Below are 15,663 nucleotides of genomic sequence, written 5' to 3' on the forward strand. Positions count from 1 at the left end.
AGAGCGACGTTCAATGTGACGTGCGCAAAGCTGGTCCGTCAATATTTCCGTTGCGTGAATCTCGTGTTTAGAGTGGTGCTCTAAAGCGAGGAAGGCAAGGAGGTGCCGCGAGGTGAGACTGACCCCCACGGAACGTGACCGGCTGCTGCTCTTCGGAGCGGCCGAGCTGGCCCGTGCCCGCCGGGCCCGCGGGCTGCGGCTGAACGTCCCGGAGGCGACCGCGCTGATCGCGGACACCGTCTGCGAGGCCGCCAGGGACGGCAAGCGGCTCGCCGAGGCCATCGAGGCGGCCCGCTCGGTGCTCGGCCCGGACGACGTCCTGCCGGGCGTCGCCGACGTCGTCACCGAGGTCATGGTCGAGGCCGTCTTCGACGACGGCTCCCGCCTCGCCGTCGTCTCCGACCCCATCGGCGCAGGGCTCGGGGAGGAGGGGCCGGGTGCGCTGCTCCCGGGCCCGATGCACTCCGACCCCGAACCGGTGGTCCATGTGACGGTCACCAACACCGCGACCGTGCCGGTGTCGGTCACCTCGCACTTCCACTTCTTCGAGGCCAACCCGCGCCTGGACTTCGACCGCGAGCGGTCCTACGGCATGCGGCTCGCCGTCCCGGCCGGCTCCTCGATGCGCTTCGGGCCGGGCGAGACGCACGAGGTCGGTCTGGTGCCGATCGGCGGCGAGCGGATCGCCATCGGCTTCGCCGGCCTGGTCGACGGACCGCTGGACGCGCCGGGCGCGAAGGACGAGGCCCTGCGCCGGGCCGCCGCCTGCGGCTACCTCGGCGTACCGGACACCACCGACAAGGAGGCAGAGCGATGAGCCGCCCCGGAGGCCACCCCGCCGAAGCCCGCCGGCTCACGCCGCAGGAGTACGCGGCCACCCACGGCCCGCGCGCCGGCGACCGCGTCCGTCTCGGCGACAGCGGGCTGACCATCAAGGTCGAGTCCGACGCGCAGAAGTACGGCGACGAGTTCCTGGCCGGCTTCGGCAAGACCGCCCGCGACGGACTGCACCTGAAGGCCGCCGCCGTCCGCGATACCTGCGACGTCGTGATCAGCAACGTCGTCGTGATCGACGCCGTGCAGGGCATCCGCAAGGTGTCCATCGGCATCCGCGAGGGCCGCATCTGCGGCATCGGCCGGGCCGGCAACCCCGACACCCTCGACGGCGTCGACGTCGTCGTCGGCACGGGGACGTCCATCGTGTCCGGCGAAGGGCTGATCGCCACCGCCGGCGCCGTCGACACCCACGTCCACCTGCTGTCGCCGCGCATCATGGAGGCCTCGCTCGCCTCCGGCGTGACCACCATCATCGGGCAGGAGTTCGGCCCCGTCTGGGGCGTCGGCGTCAACTCGCCGTGGGCGCTGCGGCACGCCTTCAACGCCTTCGACGCCTGGCCCGTCAACATCGGCTTCCTGGGGCGGGGTTCGTCCTCGCACGCGGCGCCTTTGGTGGAGGCGCTGGCCGAGGGCGGCGCGTCCGGGTTCAAGGTGCACGAGGACATGGGCGCCCACACCCGCGCGCTGGACACCGCGCTGCGGGTCGCCGAGGAGCACGACGTCCAGGTCGCCCTGCACAGCGACGGCCTCAACGAGTGCCTGTCGGTGGAGGACACCCTCCGGGTGCTGGAGGGCCGCACCATCCACGCCTTCCACATCGAGGGCTGCGGCGGCGGACACGTCCCCAACGTGCTGAAGATGGCCGGTGTGCCGAACGTCATCGGCTCCTCGACCAATCCGACGCTGCCCTTCGGGCGGGACGCCGTCGCCGAACACTACGGCATGATCGTCTCCGTCCACGACCTCAAGCCCGACCTGCCCGGCGACGCCGCCATGGCCCGCGACCGCATCCGCGCCGGGACGATGGGCGCCGAGGACGTGCTGCACGACCTGGGCGCGATCGGCATCACCTCCTCCGACGCCCAGGGCATGGGCCGGGCCGGCGAGACCGTGCGCCGCACCTTCGCCATGGCCGGCAAGATGAAGGCCGAGCTGGGCGGTCCCGACACCGACCACGACAACGAGCGCGTGCTGCGCTACATGGCCAAGCTGACCATCAACCCGGCCATCGCGCACGGCCTCGCCCACGAGGTCGGCTCCCTGGAGGTCGGCAAGCTCGCCGACATCGTGCTGTGGCGGCCGGAGTACTTCGGCGCCAAGCCGCAGCTCGTCCTCAAGTCCGGATTCCCGGCGTACGGCGTGGTCGGCGACCCCAACGCGGCCACCGACACCTGCGAACCGCTCGTGCTGGGACCGCAGTTCGGTGCGTTCGGCGCCACCGCGGCCGACATCTCCGTCGCGTTCGTCGCGCAGGCCGCCGTCGACCAGGGCCACGACACGATGCCCACCCGGCGCCGCCGGGTCGCCGTGCGCGGCACGCGCGGCATCGGCCCGGCCGACCTGCGCCTGAACTCCCGTACCGGACAGGTCGACGTGGACCAGCGCACCGGCCTGGTCACCCTCGACGGCGAGCCGCTCAGCTCGGAGCCCGCCGACTCCGTCTCCCTCAACCGCCTCTACTTCCTCTGATTCCGCTAAGGACCCGCCCTATGAGCACCCCTGTCGCCGACGGCTTCTCCATGCCCGCCGAGTGGACCCCGCACGAGCGCACCTGGATGGCCTGGCCGAGCCCCAACCCGACCTTCGACGACCCCGAGGACCTCGCCGCGTCCCGGGTCGCCTGGGCCTCCGTCGCCCGCGCCATCCGCCGCTTCGAGCCGGTCACCGTGGTCTGCGGCCCCGGCCAGTCCGCCGAGGCCGCCGCCCTGCTCGGTGCCGACATCGAGATCGTCGAGCGCGAGCTCGACGACGCCTGGATGCGCGACATCGGCCCCACCTTCCTCACCAACGGCCGTGGCGAACTGGCCGCCGTGGACTGGACGTTCAACGGCTGGGGCGCCCAGGACTGGGCCCGCTGGGAGCACGACTCCAAGATCGGCGCCTATGTCTCCGACCTGGCCGGCGCCAAGACCTACGCCTCCGAGCTGGTCAACGAGGGTGGCGCGATCCACGTCGACGGCGAGGGCACCGTGCTGCTCACCGAGACCGTGCAGCTCGGCCCCGAGCGCAACCCGCACTGGACCAAGGAGCAGGTCGAGGCGGAGATCCACGCCCACCTCGGCACCACCAAGGCCATCTGGCTGCCGCGCGGCCTCACCGGCGACTACCCGCCCTACGGCTTCGGCACCCTCGGCCACGTCGACATCGTCGCCGCCTTCGCCCGCCCCGGTGTCGTGGTCGCCCACCACCAGCCGGACCCGGCGCACCCCGACTTCGAGGTCACCAAGGAGGTCATCTCCCTCCTGAAGTCGGCGACCGACGCGCGCGGCCGCAAGCTGGAGGTCGTCGAGGTGCCCGCCCCGACCGTCCTGGAGGCCGACGGCCACTGGGCCGACTACTCCTACATCAACCACTACCTCTGCAACGGCGGCGTCGTGCTGTGCGGCTTCGACGACCCGCGCGACGAGATCGCCGCCGGGATCTTCCGCCGGCTGTTCCCCGAGCGGACGGTGACCCTGGTGGACGCCCGTACGATCTTCTCCGGTGGCGGTGGCATCCACTGCATCACCCAGCAGCAGCCGAAGGTCTGATCCACAGCACCTTTTCGAGACACAGGAGCAGCAGATGGCCGGTGCGGCCCGTGCGCGCAGAAACGCGCCGCCGCGCGAGGAGGTCCTGGCCACCGCCATGGACATGATCGCCGAGCGCGGTCTGGAGAAGCTCACCATGGCGGGGCTCGGCCGCGAGGTCGGCATGAGCAGCGGCCATCTGCTGTACTACTTCCGCTCCAAGGACGAACTGCTGCTGCAGACCCTGGAGTGGAGCGAGGGCCGGCTCGGCGTGGCACGGGCCCGGCTGCTGAACGGCGACGGCACCGCCCGCGAGCGGCTGGACGCCTACGTCGACCTGTACGTCCCCGACGGCCACCGCGACCCGCACTGGACGCTGTGGCTGGAGGTGTGGAACCGCTCCCAGAACGCCGACGACGACGCCCGGGCCCGCCAGGCCGCCATCGAGGGCGCCTGGCACCGCGACCTGGTCGCGCTGATCGCCGAGGGCATCTCGCACGGCGAGTTCCGCCGCGTCGACCCCGACCGCTTCGCGGCCCGGCTGCGCGCCCTGCTGGACGGCTTCTCCATCCATGTGGCGATCGGCCTGCGCGGTACCGACCGGGCGCAGACCCTTGGCCACGTCCGGGAGTTCCTCGACGACTCGCTCCTCGCGGACGCCTGAACGGGCGCGCGGTGAGCCGGTGGTCGCGGTGCGTGGTGCCCGCGGTGACCAGCGCGGCGCTCGCATCCTGAGACGGGCGGTGAGCACGCGGGCGGATTGTGCCAGACTGCCCCCGTGCTCTCGTTCGCCACGATTATTGGCAGCAGACGCGCCGGTCCGCAGTGACCGCCACGTACGACCAGGTACGGGCGGACACCGTCGTCCTCGACCCGCGCGCAGACCTCTCGCACCCGCGAGAGGTTTTTCTGTTTCCTGGCCCACCTTCAGCCGGGAGCCAGGCGTGAGGGACCATTGGGGGGACGGTGGAGCCGGTCATTCCGGTAAGACCGAAGATCCACAACAGGAGCCTTGAGACCATGACCGAGACGGCAACCAGCGAGCTCGACGACTCGTTCCACGTCTTCGACACCACCCTGCGGGACGGCGCCCAGCGTGAGGGCATCAACCTCACCGTCGCCGACAAGCTCGCGATCGCCCGGCACCTGGACGACTTCGGCGTGGGCTTCATCGAGGGCGGCTGGCCCGGCGCCAACCCGCGCGACACCGAGTTCTTCGCCCGCGCCCAGGCAGAGATCGACTTCAAGCACGCCCAGCTGGTCGCCTTCGGCTCCACCCGCCGCGCCGGTACGACCGCCGCCGAGGACCCCCAGGTCAGGGCGCTGGTGGAGTCCGGCGCCCCGGTCGTCACGCTGGTCGCCAAGTCGCACGACCGGCATGTGGAGCTGGCGCTGCGCACCACGCTCGACGAGAACCTGGAGATGGTCCGCGACACGGTGGCCTACCTGCGCTCGCAGGGCCGCCGGGTGTTCGTCGACTGCGAGCACTTCTTCGACGGCTACCGGGCCAACCCCGAGTACGCCAAGGCCGTGGTGCGGGCCGCCTCCGAGGCGGGCGCCGATGTGGTGGTGCTGTGCGACACCAACGGCGGCATGCTGCCCGCGCAGGTCCAGGCGGTCGTCGCCACGGTCCTCGCCGACACCGGCGCCCGGCTCGGCATCCACGCGCAGGACGACACCGGGTGCGCGGTCGCCAACACCCTCGCCGCGGTCGACGCCGGCGCGACGCATGTGCAGTGCACGGCGAACGGGTACGGGGAGCGGGTCGGCAACGCCAACCTCTTCCCGGTGGTGGCGGCTCTTGAGCTGAAGTACGGCAAGAAGGTGCTGCCCGAGGGGCGGCTGCGGGAGATGACCCGGATCTCGCACGCCATCGCCGAGGTCGTGAACCTCACGCCGTCCACGCACCAGCCGTACGTCGGTGTCTCCGCCTTCGCGCACAAGGCCGGGCTGCACGCCTCCGCGATCAAGGTCGACCCGGACCTGTACCAGCACATCGACCCGGAGAGGGTCGGCAACACCATGCGCATGCTGGTGTCCGACATGGCCGGCCGTGCCTCGGTGGAGCTCAAGGGCAAGGAGCTCGGCATCGACCTCGGCGGCGACCGCGAGCTGGTCGGGCGGGTCGTGGAGCGGGTCAAGGAGCGCGAGCTCAAGGGCTACACGTACGAGGCCGCCGACGCGTCGTTCGAGCTGCTGCTGCGGGCCGAGGTGCAGGGCAGGCCGCTGCGGTACTTCGAGGTCGAGTCCTGGCGGGCGATCGTCGAGGACCGGCCCGACGGCACCCACGCCAACGAGGCCACGGTGAAGCTGTGGGCCAAGGGTGAGCGGATCGTCGCCACGGCGGAGGGCAACGGTCCGGTCAACGCGCTCGACCGGGCGTTGCGGGTGGCGCTGGAGAAGATCTACCCGCAGCTGGCGAAGCTGGACCTGGTCGACTACAAGGTCCGCATCCTGGAAGGGGTGCACGGTACGCAGTCCACGACCCGGGTGCTGATCTCCACGACCGACGGTGCCGGGGAGTGGTCCACGGTGGGCGTGGCCGAGAACGTCATCGCCGCGTCGTGGCAGGCGCTGGAGGACGCTTACACGTACGGGCTGCTGCGGGCCGGCGTGCAGCCGGCGCAGTAGCGGGCGAGGGCGGTCAGGCGCCGCGCCAGATGTTCGCGAAGGCGTCGTCCTCTATGCGGCGGCGCTGGCGGACGGCTGCGAGTTCGGTGAGGGCGTTGCGGATGGCGGCGACGATGGTGACCGTGTCGTCGGGGAGCTCTGTGGGGTCCTGCTCGTCCGTGGCGCCCTCGGGGATGTCGAGGGCCGCGGCGAGGGAGGCGAGGACGGGGTCGTGGGAGGCCCAGCGGGCGGCGGCGTGGGTGCGGGCCGGGTCGTCGGGCGGGGTGTGCTTGTGCCGCAGTCGGCGGTGGCCGGTGGGGTGGTGGCCGGTGGGGTTCCGTGCCTTCAGGTCGGCGGCGTAGGCGGCGGCCAGGCCTTTGCCTCGGCGCCACAGCCAGTCCTCGACGGACTCGTACGGTGTCTCGCGGCTCAGGGCCGCGGCTGCCTCGTCCAGGAGCCGGTCGCCGGTGGTCGGCTGCAGCCGGGGCACGATGCGGTCGTCCTCCAGGTGCGCGAGCTCGCGCCCGATCAGGTCGATGAGCTCGGCCCCGGCCAGGGTGAGCGAGAGCTCACCCTGTGCGAGGGGCCTGCCGGCCGGGACGTCCAGGGCGGTGATCAGCAGGTCGCGTGGGGTGGTCATGGTTCCAGGATGCGCGCGGGTGCGGGTGTGTGGGGGGTGCTCGCGGGTGCCTGCGGCGCCGGGCCGGTTTTCGTCTGCGGGTGCGTGGGGGGTTGCTCGCGGGTGCCTGCGGCGGCCCCTTGCGGGTGCGTGGTGGCTGGTCGCGCAGTTCCCCGCGCCCCTTTTATGCCTGCGGCGGCCCGTCGCTGTCGCGTCGTGGCTGGTGTAGCGCCTTGGGCCGGTGGGTGGGTCGGGGCCGGGGTGGGGGTGTCCGTCCTCGGTCCGGCCCACTGTCTCCGACACGGTGAGGGTCGGCGGTGCCGGCCGCTGCGGGCGGACACCCCCACCCCGGCCCCTCCCCGCCGTACGCGGGTGCCGCGCCGTCGTGGAGGCACCCCGCCAGCGTCGGTGAGCGCACCCACCCCCGGCCGGCTGCAGTGCTGGGTGCGTTACTGGAGGTGCCACTTCTGGTTGGCCGCTCCCGTGCAGGTCCAGATCTGGGTTCGGGTGCCGTTCGCCGACGTGTTGTCCGTGACGTCCAGGCATTTGTTCGCGGCCAGGTTCACGATGTCACCCGTGGCCGCGTTGTACGACCACTTCTGGGCGCCCGTGCCATTGCAGTCGTACAGCTGGACCTTCGCCCCGTCCGCCGTCGAACCGGACGTCACGTCCAGGCACTTGCCCAGCGCCTGGATCGAGCCGTCGGACGGCACTGTCCACCGCTGGGCCGCCGTGCCGTTGCAGTCGTACAGCTGGACCGCCGTGCCGTTGGCCGTCGAACCCCCGGCCACGTCCAGGCACTTGCCCGCGAGGCCGACGAATGAGCTGCCGCCTCCGGACTGCGTCCCGGACCAGGTGAAGGTCGCCGACGTCTTGCCGGGAAGGGAGTAAGTGGCGTGCTGTCCCGCCCAGTTGATCGTCACCGTGCGGGGGGACGTGGAGTCGTTGTACGCGATCAGGGCTTTTGAGCCGTCCTGGTTGCGCCACGCCACGTTCGGTACGGCGGTGGACGTTGTGGATGCGATGCGGTGGGCGCCGGGGTGGACGAACTTCGTCAGGTGGCCCATGTCGTAGTACTCGACCGTGTAGTCCACCTGGCCGGTGCGCGCGTCGCCGTTGTGCACCGTGATCAGGCCCGTGCAGGTGCCGCAGCCGCCGTTGTGCGGGCCCATGTTCTGGTCCACGGCCAGGGACCATTTCGTCACCGACTTCGCCCAGTTGCGGGTGTAGTCGATGATGTTCAGCAGGTCCTCGCGCTGCTGGTTGCCGATCCAGGTGCCGCCGGAGTGTTCGGTGCCGAAGGCGTCCAGTTGGGGGTACTGGTTGTGGACCGTCGTCTGCTTGGCCACGTCGCCGCCGTAGCCGTGCCAGGCGATGCCGCCGAAGTTCGGGTGGGAGCGGATCGCGGGGTCGTCGACCGTCTGGGCGGCGTAGGCGTCGTAGGTGTCCCAGTTCCAGTCGTGGGCGAGGACCTTCGTCGGCAGCCCGGCCGACTGGAGTTTCGGCAGCAGTTCGTTCTTGGTGAAGTACGCCAGGCCGCTGGCGTTCCAGCTCATCGACGGGTAGCCCGAGCAGCAGGTCGGCTCGTTCTGCGCGGTGACGTAGGAGACAGGTACGCCCTGGTCGCGGTAGGCCTGGAGGTACTTCACGAAGTAGGTGGCGTAGGCGCCGTAGTCCTCCGCTTTCAGCCAGCCGCCGTTGAGCTGGCCGCTGTCCTTCATCCAGGCCGGGGCCGTCCACGGTGAGGCCATGACGGTGAGGGACGGGTTGAGTTGGAGGGCCTGTCTGGTCAGGGGGAGGACGTCTGCCTGGTCGTGGGCGATCGAGAAGCGGGAGAGCGTGGGGTCCGTCTGGCCGGACGGGACATCGTCGTAGGTGTAGCCGTAGCGCGCCAGGTCCGAGGCGCCCATCGGGTTGCGGAGGAACGACAGGCCTATGCCGTCCGTGGGGGAGAACAGGGCCCGCATGGTCGCGTCCCGGGTCGCCGCGGAGAGCGCCCCGCTGCTGTTCAGCAGCCAGGCCGCCGTGTCCGTGAAGGACGCGCCGGCGCCGGTGAACGTCTGGTAGCGGGTGTTCTCGTCGACGGTGATGTTCTCGCCGCTGCCGCCGGTGCCGGGCTGGAAGGTGATGGGTGTCTGTGGTTCCAGGCCGCGTACGACGTGCCGGCCGCCGGCGTCGTCCGTGGTGGTCAGCCAGGGTGTGACCGGCTCGCCGGCCGCCTGCGCGGGCGCGGCCGCCGCCGTGACGCCGGCCGCGGTGAGCAGTCCGGCGAGCAGGAGGCGTAGGGCCGTGGTGGGTCTCCTCATGGTGCGCCGCCCTTCCGAGTGTGGGGGATGAAGGCGTGCGAGCCAGGAGTAAAGAGGGGTGGTGAGGGGGCGTCAAGTCTTGACGACAGAGGCGTACATGGGTTAACTCACGGCGTGAACTAAGCCTTGTGAGGTTTCCCGAGAGCCGAGGGAAGGTCCATGCGAAGAACCGCCCTGCTCGCCTCCACCGCACTCCTCGCCGCCCTGCTGCCCTGGGCGTCCGCACGAGCCGCCGACGGCCCGGCCCCGGTCCCCGTCGACCGCTTCGAGGGCGAGGTTCCCTTCGCCCAGCAGCCCGCCGAGGGCATCTTCACCTGGGGCGGGGACGCCGACGACCCGCCCACGCTGAGCCTGGCCGACCGGCCCGACGCCCCGGAGGGAGGGAAGGTTCTGGCCGGTTCCTATGACATCAGCGGGTACGGGGGTTTCAGCCACGACTACGCGGTGAACGAGCCGCCGCACGACTGGTCCGCCCATCGGGGCATCCGCCTGTGGTGGGAAGGGCGCGGCACCGGCAAGAAGGTCGCCTTCGAGCTGAAGGACGGAGGCGCGCACGGCGAGGCCTCCGAGCTGTGGACCACGTCCTTCGGTGACGACTTCACCGGCTGGAAGCTGATCGAGCTGCCCTTCACCGACTTCACCTACCGCACCGACTACCAGCCCGTCGGCGGTATCGATCATGTGCTGGGCCTCACGCAGATGTGGGGTTACGCCGTCACCCTGCCCACCGGCGCCCCGGGCACCTTCGCCATGGACGGCGTGGAGCTCTACGGCACGGCCGACCAGTCGCTGCGCGCCTCCGTCAGCACGGATGCCGCCGTGTATCCGGTCCGGGAGGGCGGCACCGCCTCCGTGAAGGTCACCGTCGCCACGACCGGCGAGAAGCCCCTCACCGATCCCGTGACGGTCACGTACGCGACGCGGGGCGGCACCGCCACCGCCGGGCAGGACTACGCCCCGGTCTCCGGCACCCTCACCTTCCCGGCCGGTACCCCCTCGGGCACGGCACGGGTGGTCGAGGTGCCCACCCGCAAGGACCGGGACGCCGAAGCCGCCGAGACCGTCCCGCTGACGCTCGCGGTCACCGGTGCCAAGGCGCCCGCCGAGACCCCGCAGGTCGTGATCGACGCGCACGGACTGCCCTACCTCGACGCGAAGTTGCCGGTGCGCAGGCGCGTCGCCGATCTGCTGTCCCGTATGTCCCTGGCCGAGAAGGCCGGGCAGATGACCCAGGCCGAGCGGGGTGCGATGAGCGCCCCGGGCGACATCGCCGGCTACGCCCTCGGCTCGCTGCTCTCCGGCGGCGGCTCCACGCCCACGCCCAGCACGCCCGAGGCATGGGCGCGGATGATCGACGGCTTCCAGCTGCGGGCCCGGGCCACCCGCTTCCAGATCCCGCTCGTCTACGGCGTCGACGCCGTGCACGGCCACAACAACCTGGCCGGCGCGACGATCATGCCGCACAACGTCGGGATCGGCGCGACCCGTGACCCCGCCCTGGCCGAGCGAACCGGGGCGGTGACCGCCGCCGAGGTGCGGGCCACCGGCGTGCCCTGGGACTTCGCACCCTGTCTGTGCGTGAGCCGGGACGAACGCTGGGGGCGCTCCTATGAGTCCTTCGGCGAGGACCCGGCCCTCGTGCGGTCCATGGAGACCGTGATCCAGGGCCTGCAGGGCCGTGCCGACGGCCGGGACCTCAGCCGCGGTGACAAGGTGCTCGCCACCGCCAAGCACTTCGTCGGGGACGGCGGTACGGCCTACGGCTCCTCCACCACGGGCACGTACACGATCGACCAGGGCGTCACCACGGTCACCCGGCAGGAGCTTGAGGACATCCACCTGGCGCCGTACGAGACCGCCGTCGAGCGGGGCATCGGCACCGTCATGCCGTCGTACTCCTCCCTCGACATCGTCGGCGACGGCAGGGGCGCGGTGAAGATGCACGCCCGCGGCGACATGATCAACGGGGTGCTCAAGGACCGGATGGGCTTCGACGGCTTCGTCATCAGCGACTGGAACGCCCTGGACCAGCTCCCCGGCGACTACCCGGCCCGCGTCCGCGCCTCGGTGAACGCCGGTGTCGACATGATGATGGTGCCCTACGGCTACAAGGACTTCACCGCCGCGCTCGTCGCCGAGGTGAGCGCGGGACGGATCAGTGAGCGGCGGATCGACGACGCCGTCTCGCGCATCCTCACCGAGAAGTTCCGGCTCGGGCTGTTCGAGCACCCGTGGGCCGACACCGGCGGGGCCGGCGCGATCGGGTCCGCGGCCCACCGCGCGGTCGCCCGGGAGGCCGCCGCGAAGTCGCAGGTGCTGCTGAAGAACGACGGCGGCCTGCTGCCCCTCAAGCCGTCGCAGAAGGTGTACGTGGCCGGCTCCAACGCCGACGACCTCGGCAACCAGACCGGCGGCTGGACCATCACCTGGCAGGGCTCCTCCGGGAACATCACCTCCGGCACGACCATCCTGGCGGGCCTGCGCAAGAGCGGAGCCGAGATCACCTGGTCCAAGGACGCCTCCGCGCCGACGGCCGGCCACGACGTCGGAGTGGTCGTCGTCGGCGAGACCCCCTACGCCGAGGGCGTCGGCGACGTCGGCAACGGGCACGACCTTCAGCTGAGCGCCGCCGACAGGGCCGCCGTGGACCGGGTGTGCGCGGCGATGAAGTGCGTGGTGCTGATCGTCTCGGGGCGGCCGCAGCTGATCGGCGACCGGCTCGGCGAGATCGACGCCCTGGTCGCCTCCTGGCTGCCGGGCACCGAGGGCGACGGCGTGGCCGACGTGCTGTACGGCAGGCGCCCGTTCACCGGGCAGTTGCCGGTCACCTGGCCGCGCTCCGAGGCGCAGCTGCCGATCAACGTGGGCGACGCCGCCTACGACCCGCAGTTCCCGTACGGCTGGGGGCTGACCACGCTGACCGAGGTGCCGAAGGGCGGCGCGGCCACGCTCAGGGCTCTGGGCGTAGCCGCCCGGGCCGCCGAACGGGCGGGCGCGGACGCCGCCGGCCGGGCACTGGTCGGCAAGGCCCGGCTCATCGTCCAGCAGCGGACCGGCGGGCGTATCACCCCCGCGGTCGCCGCGCCCTTCGCCGAGGCGGACCACCTGCTGCTGACCGGGCGCTACGGCCAGGCGGTGGAGAAACTGGCGGCGGCCTACCGGGCGGCCTGATTCCGCTCACCGCGGATGGGAGGTTTGGGGGGTTTCGGGTACGTTCGACGTATGAAGGCCGTCGTACGGACCCGAAGCCTCCCGGCCCTGCTGGCGGCCGTCCTGCTCGCCGCGCTCTCGGTGTTGCTGTGGGCGCCGGCCCCGGGTGCGGTCGCGGACTCCGACCTGTCCACGATCGGACGGGCCCTGCGCCAGAGCCCCGTCTACGTCGACCCGGCCGCCTCCGCCCAGCTGTCGGCCGCCGACGCGGACGCCCTGGCGAAGCGGATCAAGAGTGCCGACAAACCGCTCTTCGTGGTCGTCCTGCCCGCGAACCACCCGACCGACAAGCTCTTCGTCGACCTGCGCACCGCCACCGGCATCACCGGCCTGTACGCCGTCCGCCTCGGTGACCGCTTCGACGCCCGCGCCGACCACACCGTGCTGCCGAACACCGCCGTGCGCAACCTCGTCACCAGCGTGCAGGGGGAGCGCGACGCCAAGGCCCAGCTGACCGACTTCACCGACCGGGCCCTGCTCAACATGCGCGGCTCGGCGCCGTCCGGCTGGGGCTCCACCGGCAACGGCGGCGGGGTGTCCACCACCGCGCTGATCACCACGGCCGCCGTGGTGGTCGCCGGCGGCGCGGGGGCGTACGCCGTCGTCCGGCGCGGCCGGCGCCGCCGCGAGGAGGAGCAGCGGGCCGCTCTGGAGAGGCTGCGCGTGGTGGTCGACGAGGACATCACCGCCTTCGGCGAGGAGCTGGACCGTCTGGACTTCCACCCGGCCGGGGCGGGCGCCGACGACGCGATGCGCGCGGACTACGAAAGGGCCCTGGACGCCTACGAGCAGGCGAAGTCGCTGATGGGCTCCGCCCGGCGGCCCGAGGATGTGCGGGGCGTCACCGAGGCACTGGAGGACGGCCGCTTCTCGCTCGCCCAGCTCGCCGCCCGCCGCGAGGGCCGCCCGCTGCCCGAGCGCCGGCCGCCGTGCTTCTTCGACCCGCGCCACGGCCCCTCGGTCGCCGACGCCACCTGGATGCCGCCCGGCGGCGCCCCGCGCGAGGTCCCGGTGTGCGCCGCCGACCGGACCCGGCTGGCCGACGGCCACGACCCGATGGTCCGCGAGGTCGACACCGACTACGGCCGCCGCCCCTACTGGGACGCGGGTCCGGCCTACGGACCCTGGGCGGGCGGCTACTTCGGCGGCGGGCTGCTGCCCGGCCTGCTCGTCGGCACCCTGCTCGGCAGCATGATGGCCACCCCGTCGTACGGCGCCGACTACGGCACCGGGTACGGCGACTTCGGCGCCGACGGCTACACGGGCGGCGACGTGTCGGGCGCCGACTTCGACCCCGGGGACTTCGGCGGCGGCTTCGGAGACGGGGGCGGCGGCGACTTCGGGGGCGGTGGCGGTGACTTCGGAGGCGGGTTCTGAGGCCGGTCAGCGGTGACTTCGGGGCCGGCACGGCTCGGCGAGGCCGGCCGGACCGGGGTCGGTGCGAACGCGGCAAGGGCCACCCTTTTTCCTCCGCGCGGAGGCGGAAGAAGGGTGGCCCGTGCGGTGCCGGGGTGTGGCGTCAGGCGTTGCGGATCGCCGAGATGTCGAAGACCAGCTTGATCTTGTCGGAGACCAGCACGCCACCGGTCTCCAGCGCCGCGTTCCAGGTCAGGCCCCACTCAGAGCGCAGGATCTCCGCCTTGCCCTCGAAGCCGACGCGCTCGTTGCCGAACGGGTCCTTCGCGGCGCCGTTGAACTCCAGGTCGATGGTGAGCGGCTTGGTGACGCCGAGGATCGACAGGTCGCCGGTGATGCGGTAGTCGTCGCCGCCCAGGGCCTCGGCCTTGGTGGAGCGGAAGGTCATGGTCGGGAACTCGTCGGTCTTGAAGAAGTCCGCGGACTTCAGGTGACCGTCGCGGTCGGCGTTGCCCGTGTCGATGCTGTCCATCTTGACGTCGAGGGAGGCCGTCGACTGCGACGGGTCCGTGCCGTCCAGGTGCAGCGAGCCGGAGAAGTCGAGGAAGCCGCCCTTGACGTTGGTGACCATGGCGTGCCGGGCGACGAACCCGATCGTGGAGTGGCTCGGGTCGATCGTGTAGTCGCCGGTCAGGGCCGCGAGGTCCGGGTTGACGGGCGCGGCGGGGGCGGTGGCGGTGGCGGTCTCGACGGTGTTCTTGCGGCCGAAGATGCCCATGGTGTGCTCCTTGGGGACGGGATGTTGAATGTTCAACTTTGCCAACGACTTCGACGGTAGACCTATTCCGTTCAAAGTTCAACATCCTCGGCGGAGGTTTTTTCGCTAGGCTCCGGACGGACGGCGTTCACTCCGGTGATGGCATGGCGGACCGGTGAATGTGAGGCGACTCTCGCCCTCCTGATTTGTACGACCCCCACAAGCCGGAAGCCCTCTGAGCAGTCGGAACGGCTGCATGCTCGTGAGGTTCTGTTCAGGGGTACCAGGAAAACGGGCTGGAGACTGTACGGAGTCGACGGCTCGCTTTCCTTGGCGGTCTTCGTAAGGTCGCTACATGACCGTTTTGGAAGAGACGACGGGTGAGCCCACCGGCGAGCCGACGGACGCGCGCGGGCGGGTCGCCGAACTGCACGAGATCCGTGCCCAGGCGTTGGCCGGTCCCAGCGAGAAGGCGACCGCGGCGCAGCACGCCAAGGGCAAGCTGACGGCTCGGGAGCGGATCGAGCTGCTCCTGGACCCGGGGTCCTTCCGGGAGGTCGAGCAGCTGCGCCGGCACCGGGCGACCGGTTTCGGTCTGGAGGCGAAGAAGCCGTACACCGACGGTGTGATCACGGGCTGGGGCACGGTGGAGGGCCGTACGGTCTTCGTCTACGCCCACGACTTCCGGATCTTCGGCGGTGCGCTGGGCGAGGCGCACGCCACGAAGATCCACAAGATCATGGACATGGCCATCGCGGCCGGTGCCCCGCTGGTCTCCCTCAACGACGGCGCCGGTGCGCGTATCCAGGAGGGCGTCTCCGCGCTCGCCGGGTACGGCGGGATCTTCCAGCGCAACACCAAGGCCTCGGGGGTGATCCCGCAGATCTCGGTGATGCTCGGCCCGTGCGCGGGCGGTGCGGCCTACAGCCCGGCCCTGACGGACTTCGTGTTCATGGTCCGTGAGACCTCGCAGATGTTCATCACCGGCCCGGACGTCGTCAAGGCGGTCACCGGCGAGGAGATCACCCAGAACGGGCTGGGCGGTGCGGACGTGCACGCCGAGACCTCCGGCGTGTGCCACTTCGCCTACGACGACGAGGAGACCTGCCTCGCCGAAGTCCGCTACCTCCTCTCCCTGCTGCCGCAGAACAACCGGGAGAACCCGCCGCGGGTGGAGTCCTCCGACCCGGTGGACCGCCGCAGCGAGGTGCTGCTGGACCTGGTCCCGGCCGATGGCAA

Annotated in this window: 11 protein-coding genes; 8 read left to right on the forward strand and 3 right to left on the reverse strand. The window is 71.4% G+C overall.

The window, feature by feature from the left end:
- Positions 1-112: 112 nt before the first annotated feature.
- The 5 genes from ureA to cimA all read left to right on the forward strand — a co-directional run bounded on the left by ureA (position 113) and on the right by cimA (position 6,197).
- Positions 113-817: an urease subunit gamma gene (gene ureA, locus C3489_RS18240; RefSeq protein WP_103782917.1), complete on the forward strand. Its 705-nt coding sequence runs from the start codon at positions 113-115 to the stop codon at positions 815-817.
- On the forward strand, positions 814-2,526 hold the full coding sequence (locus tag C3489_RS18245) for an urease subunit alpha (protein WP_103782918.1): 1,713 nt from the start codon (positions 814-816) through the stop codon (positions 2,524-2,526). Before ureA ends, C3489_RS18245 begins: the two co-directional genes overlap by 4 nt.
- Positions 2,527-2,546: 20 nt before the next feature.
- Positions 2,547-3,587, forward strand: a complete 1,041-nt coding sequence (locus C3489_RS18250; protein ID WP_103782919.1) for an agmatine/peptidylarginine deiminase — start codon at positions 2,547-2,549, stop codon at positions 3,585-3,587.
- A gap of 34 nt (positions 3,588-3,621) precedes the next feature.
- Positions 3,622-4,230: a TetR/AcrR family transcriptional regulator gene (locus tag C3489_RS18255; RefSeq protein ID WP_103782920.1), complete on the forward strand. Its 609-nt coding sequence runs from the start codon at positions 3,622-3,624 to the stop codon at positions 4,228-4,230.
- 356 nt (positions 4,231-4,586) lie between these two features.
- A complete protein-coding gene (gene cimA / locus C3489_RS18265; RefSeq protein WP_103782922.1) occupies positions 4,587-6,197 on the forward strand; it encodes a citramalate synthase in 1,611 nt (536 codons plus the stop codon).
- Positions 6,198-6,210: 13 nt separating this feature from the next.
- Here cimA and C3489_RS18270 read toward each other — a convergent pair whose 3' ends face one another.
- Together C3489_RS18270 and C3489_RS18275 are read right to left on the reverse strand one after the other, a co-directional pair.
- On the reverse strand, positions 6,211-6,816 hold the full coding sequence (locus C3489_RS18270; protein WP_103782923.1) for a GPP34 family phosphoprotein: 606 nt from the start codon (positions 6,814-6,816) through the stop codon (positions 6,211-6,213).
- 428 nt (positions 6,817-7,244) lie between these two features.
- Positions 7,245-9,101 (reverse strand): lectin, encoded by a 1,857-nt coding sequence (locus tag C3489_RS18275; protein WP_103782924.1) that lies wholly within the window; start codon positions 9,099-9,101, stop codon positions 7,245-7,247.
- A gap of 159 nt (positions 9,102-9,260) precedes the next feature.
- Between C3489_RS18275 and C3489_RS18280 the strand changes: the two genes are divergently transcribed.
- On the forward strand, positions 9,261-12,272 hold the full coding sequence (locus C3489_RS18280; protein ID WP_103782925.1) for a glycoside hydrolase family 3 N-terminal domain-containing protein: 3,012 nt from the start codon (positions 9,261-9,263) through the stop codon (positions 12,270-12,272).
- A 51-nt stretch (positions 12,273-12,323) separates the two neighbouring features.
- Positions 12,324-13,688, forward strand: coding sequence for a hypothetical protein (locus C3489_RS18285; protein ID WP_103782926.1), 1,365 nt, complete (start codon positions 12,324-12,326; stop codon positions 13,686-13,688).
- Between the two features lie 142 nt (positions 13,689-13,830).
- On the opposite strand, the gene C3489_RS18290 is transcribed toward C3489_RS18285, so the two are convergent.
- On the reverse strand, positions 13,831-14,445 hold the full coding sequence (locus C3489_RS18290; RefSeq protein ID WP_103782927.1) for a YceI family protein: 615 nt from the start codon (positions 14,443-14,445) through the stop codon (positions 13,831-13,833).
- 334 nt (positions 14,446-14,779) lie between these two features.
- Here C3489_RS18290 and C3489_RS18295 point away from each other — a divergent pair.
- Positions 14,780-15,663: acyl-CoA carboxylase subunit beta (locus tag C3489_RS18295; protein WP_308460810.1), on the forward strand; the 884-nt coding region annotated here is incomplete at its 3' end.

Origin of the sequence: Streptomyces sp. Ru71 (assembly GCF_002920535.1) — a bacterium.
Classification (GTDB): domain Bacteria; phylum Actinomycetota; class Actinomycetes; order Streptomycetales; family Streptomycetaceae; genus Streptomyces.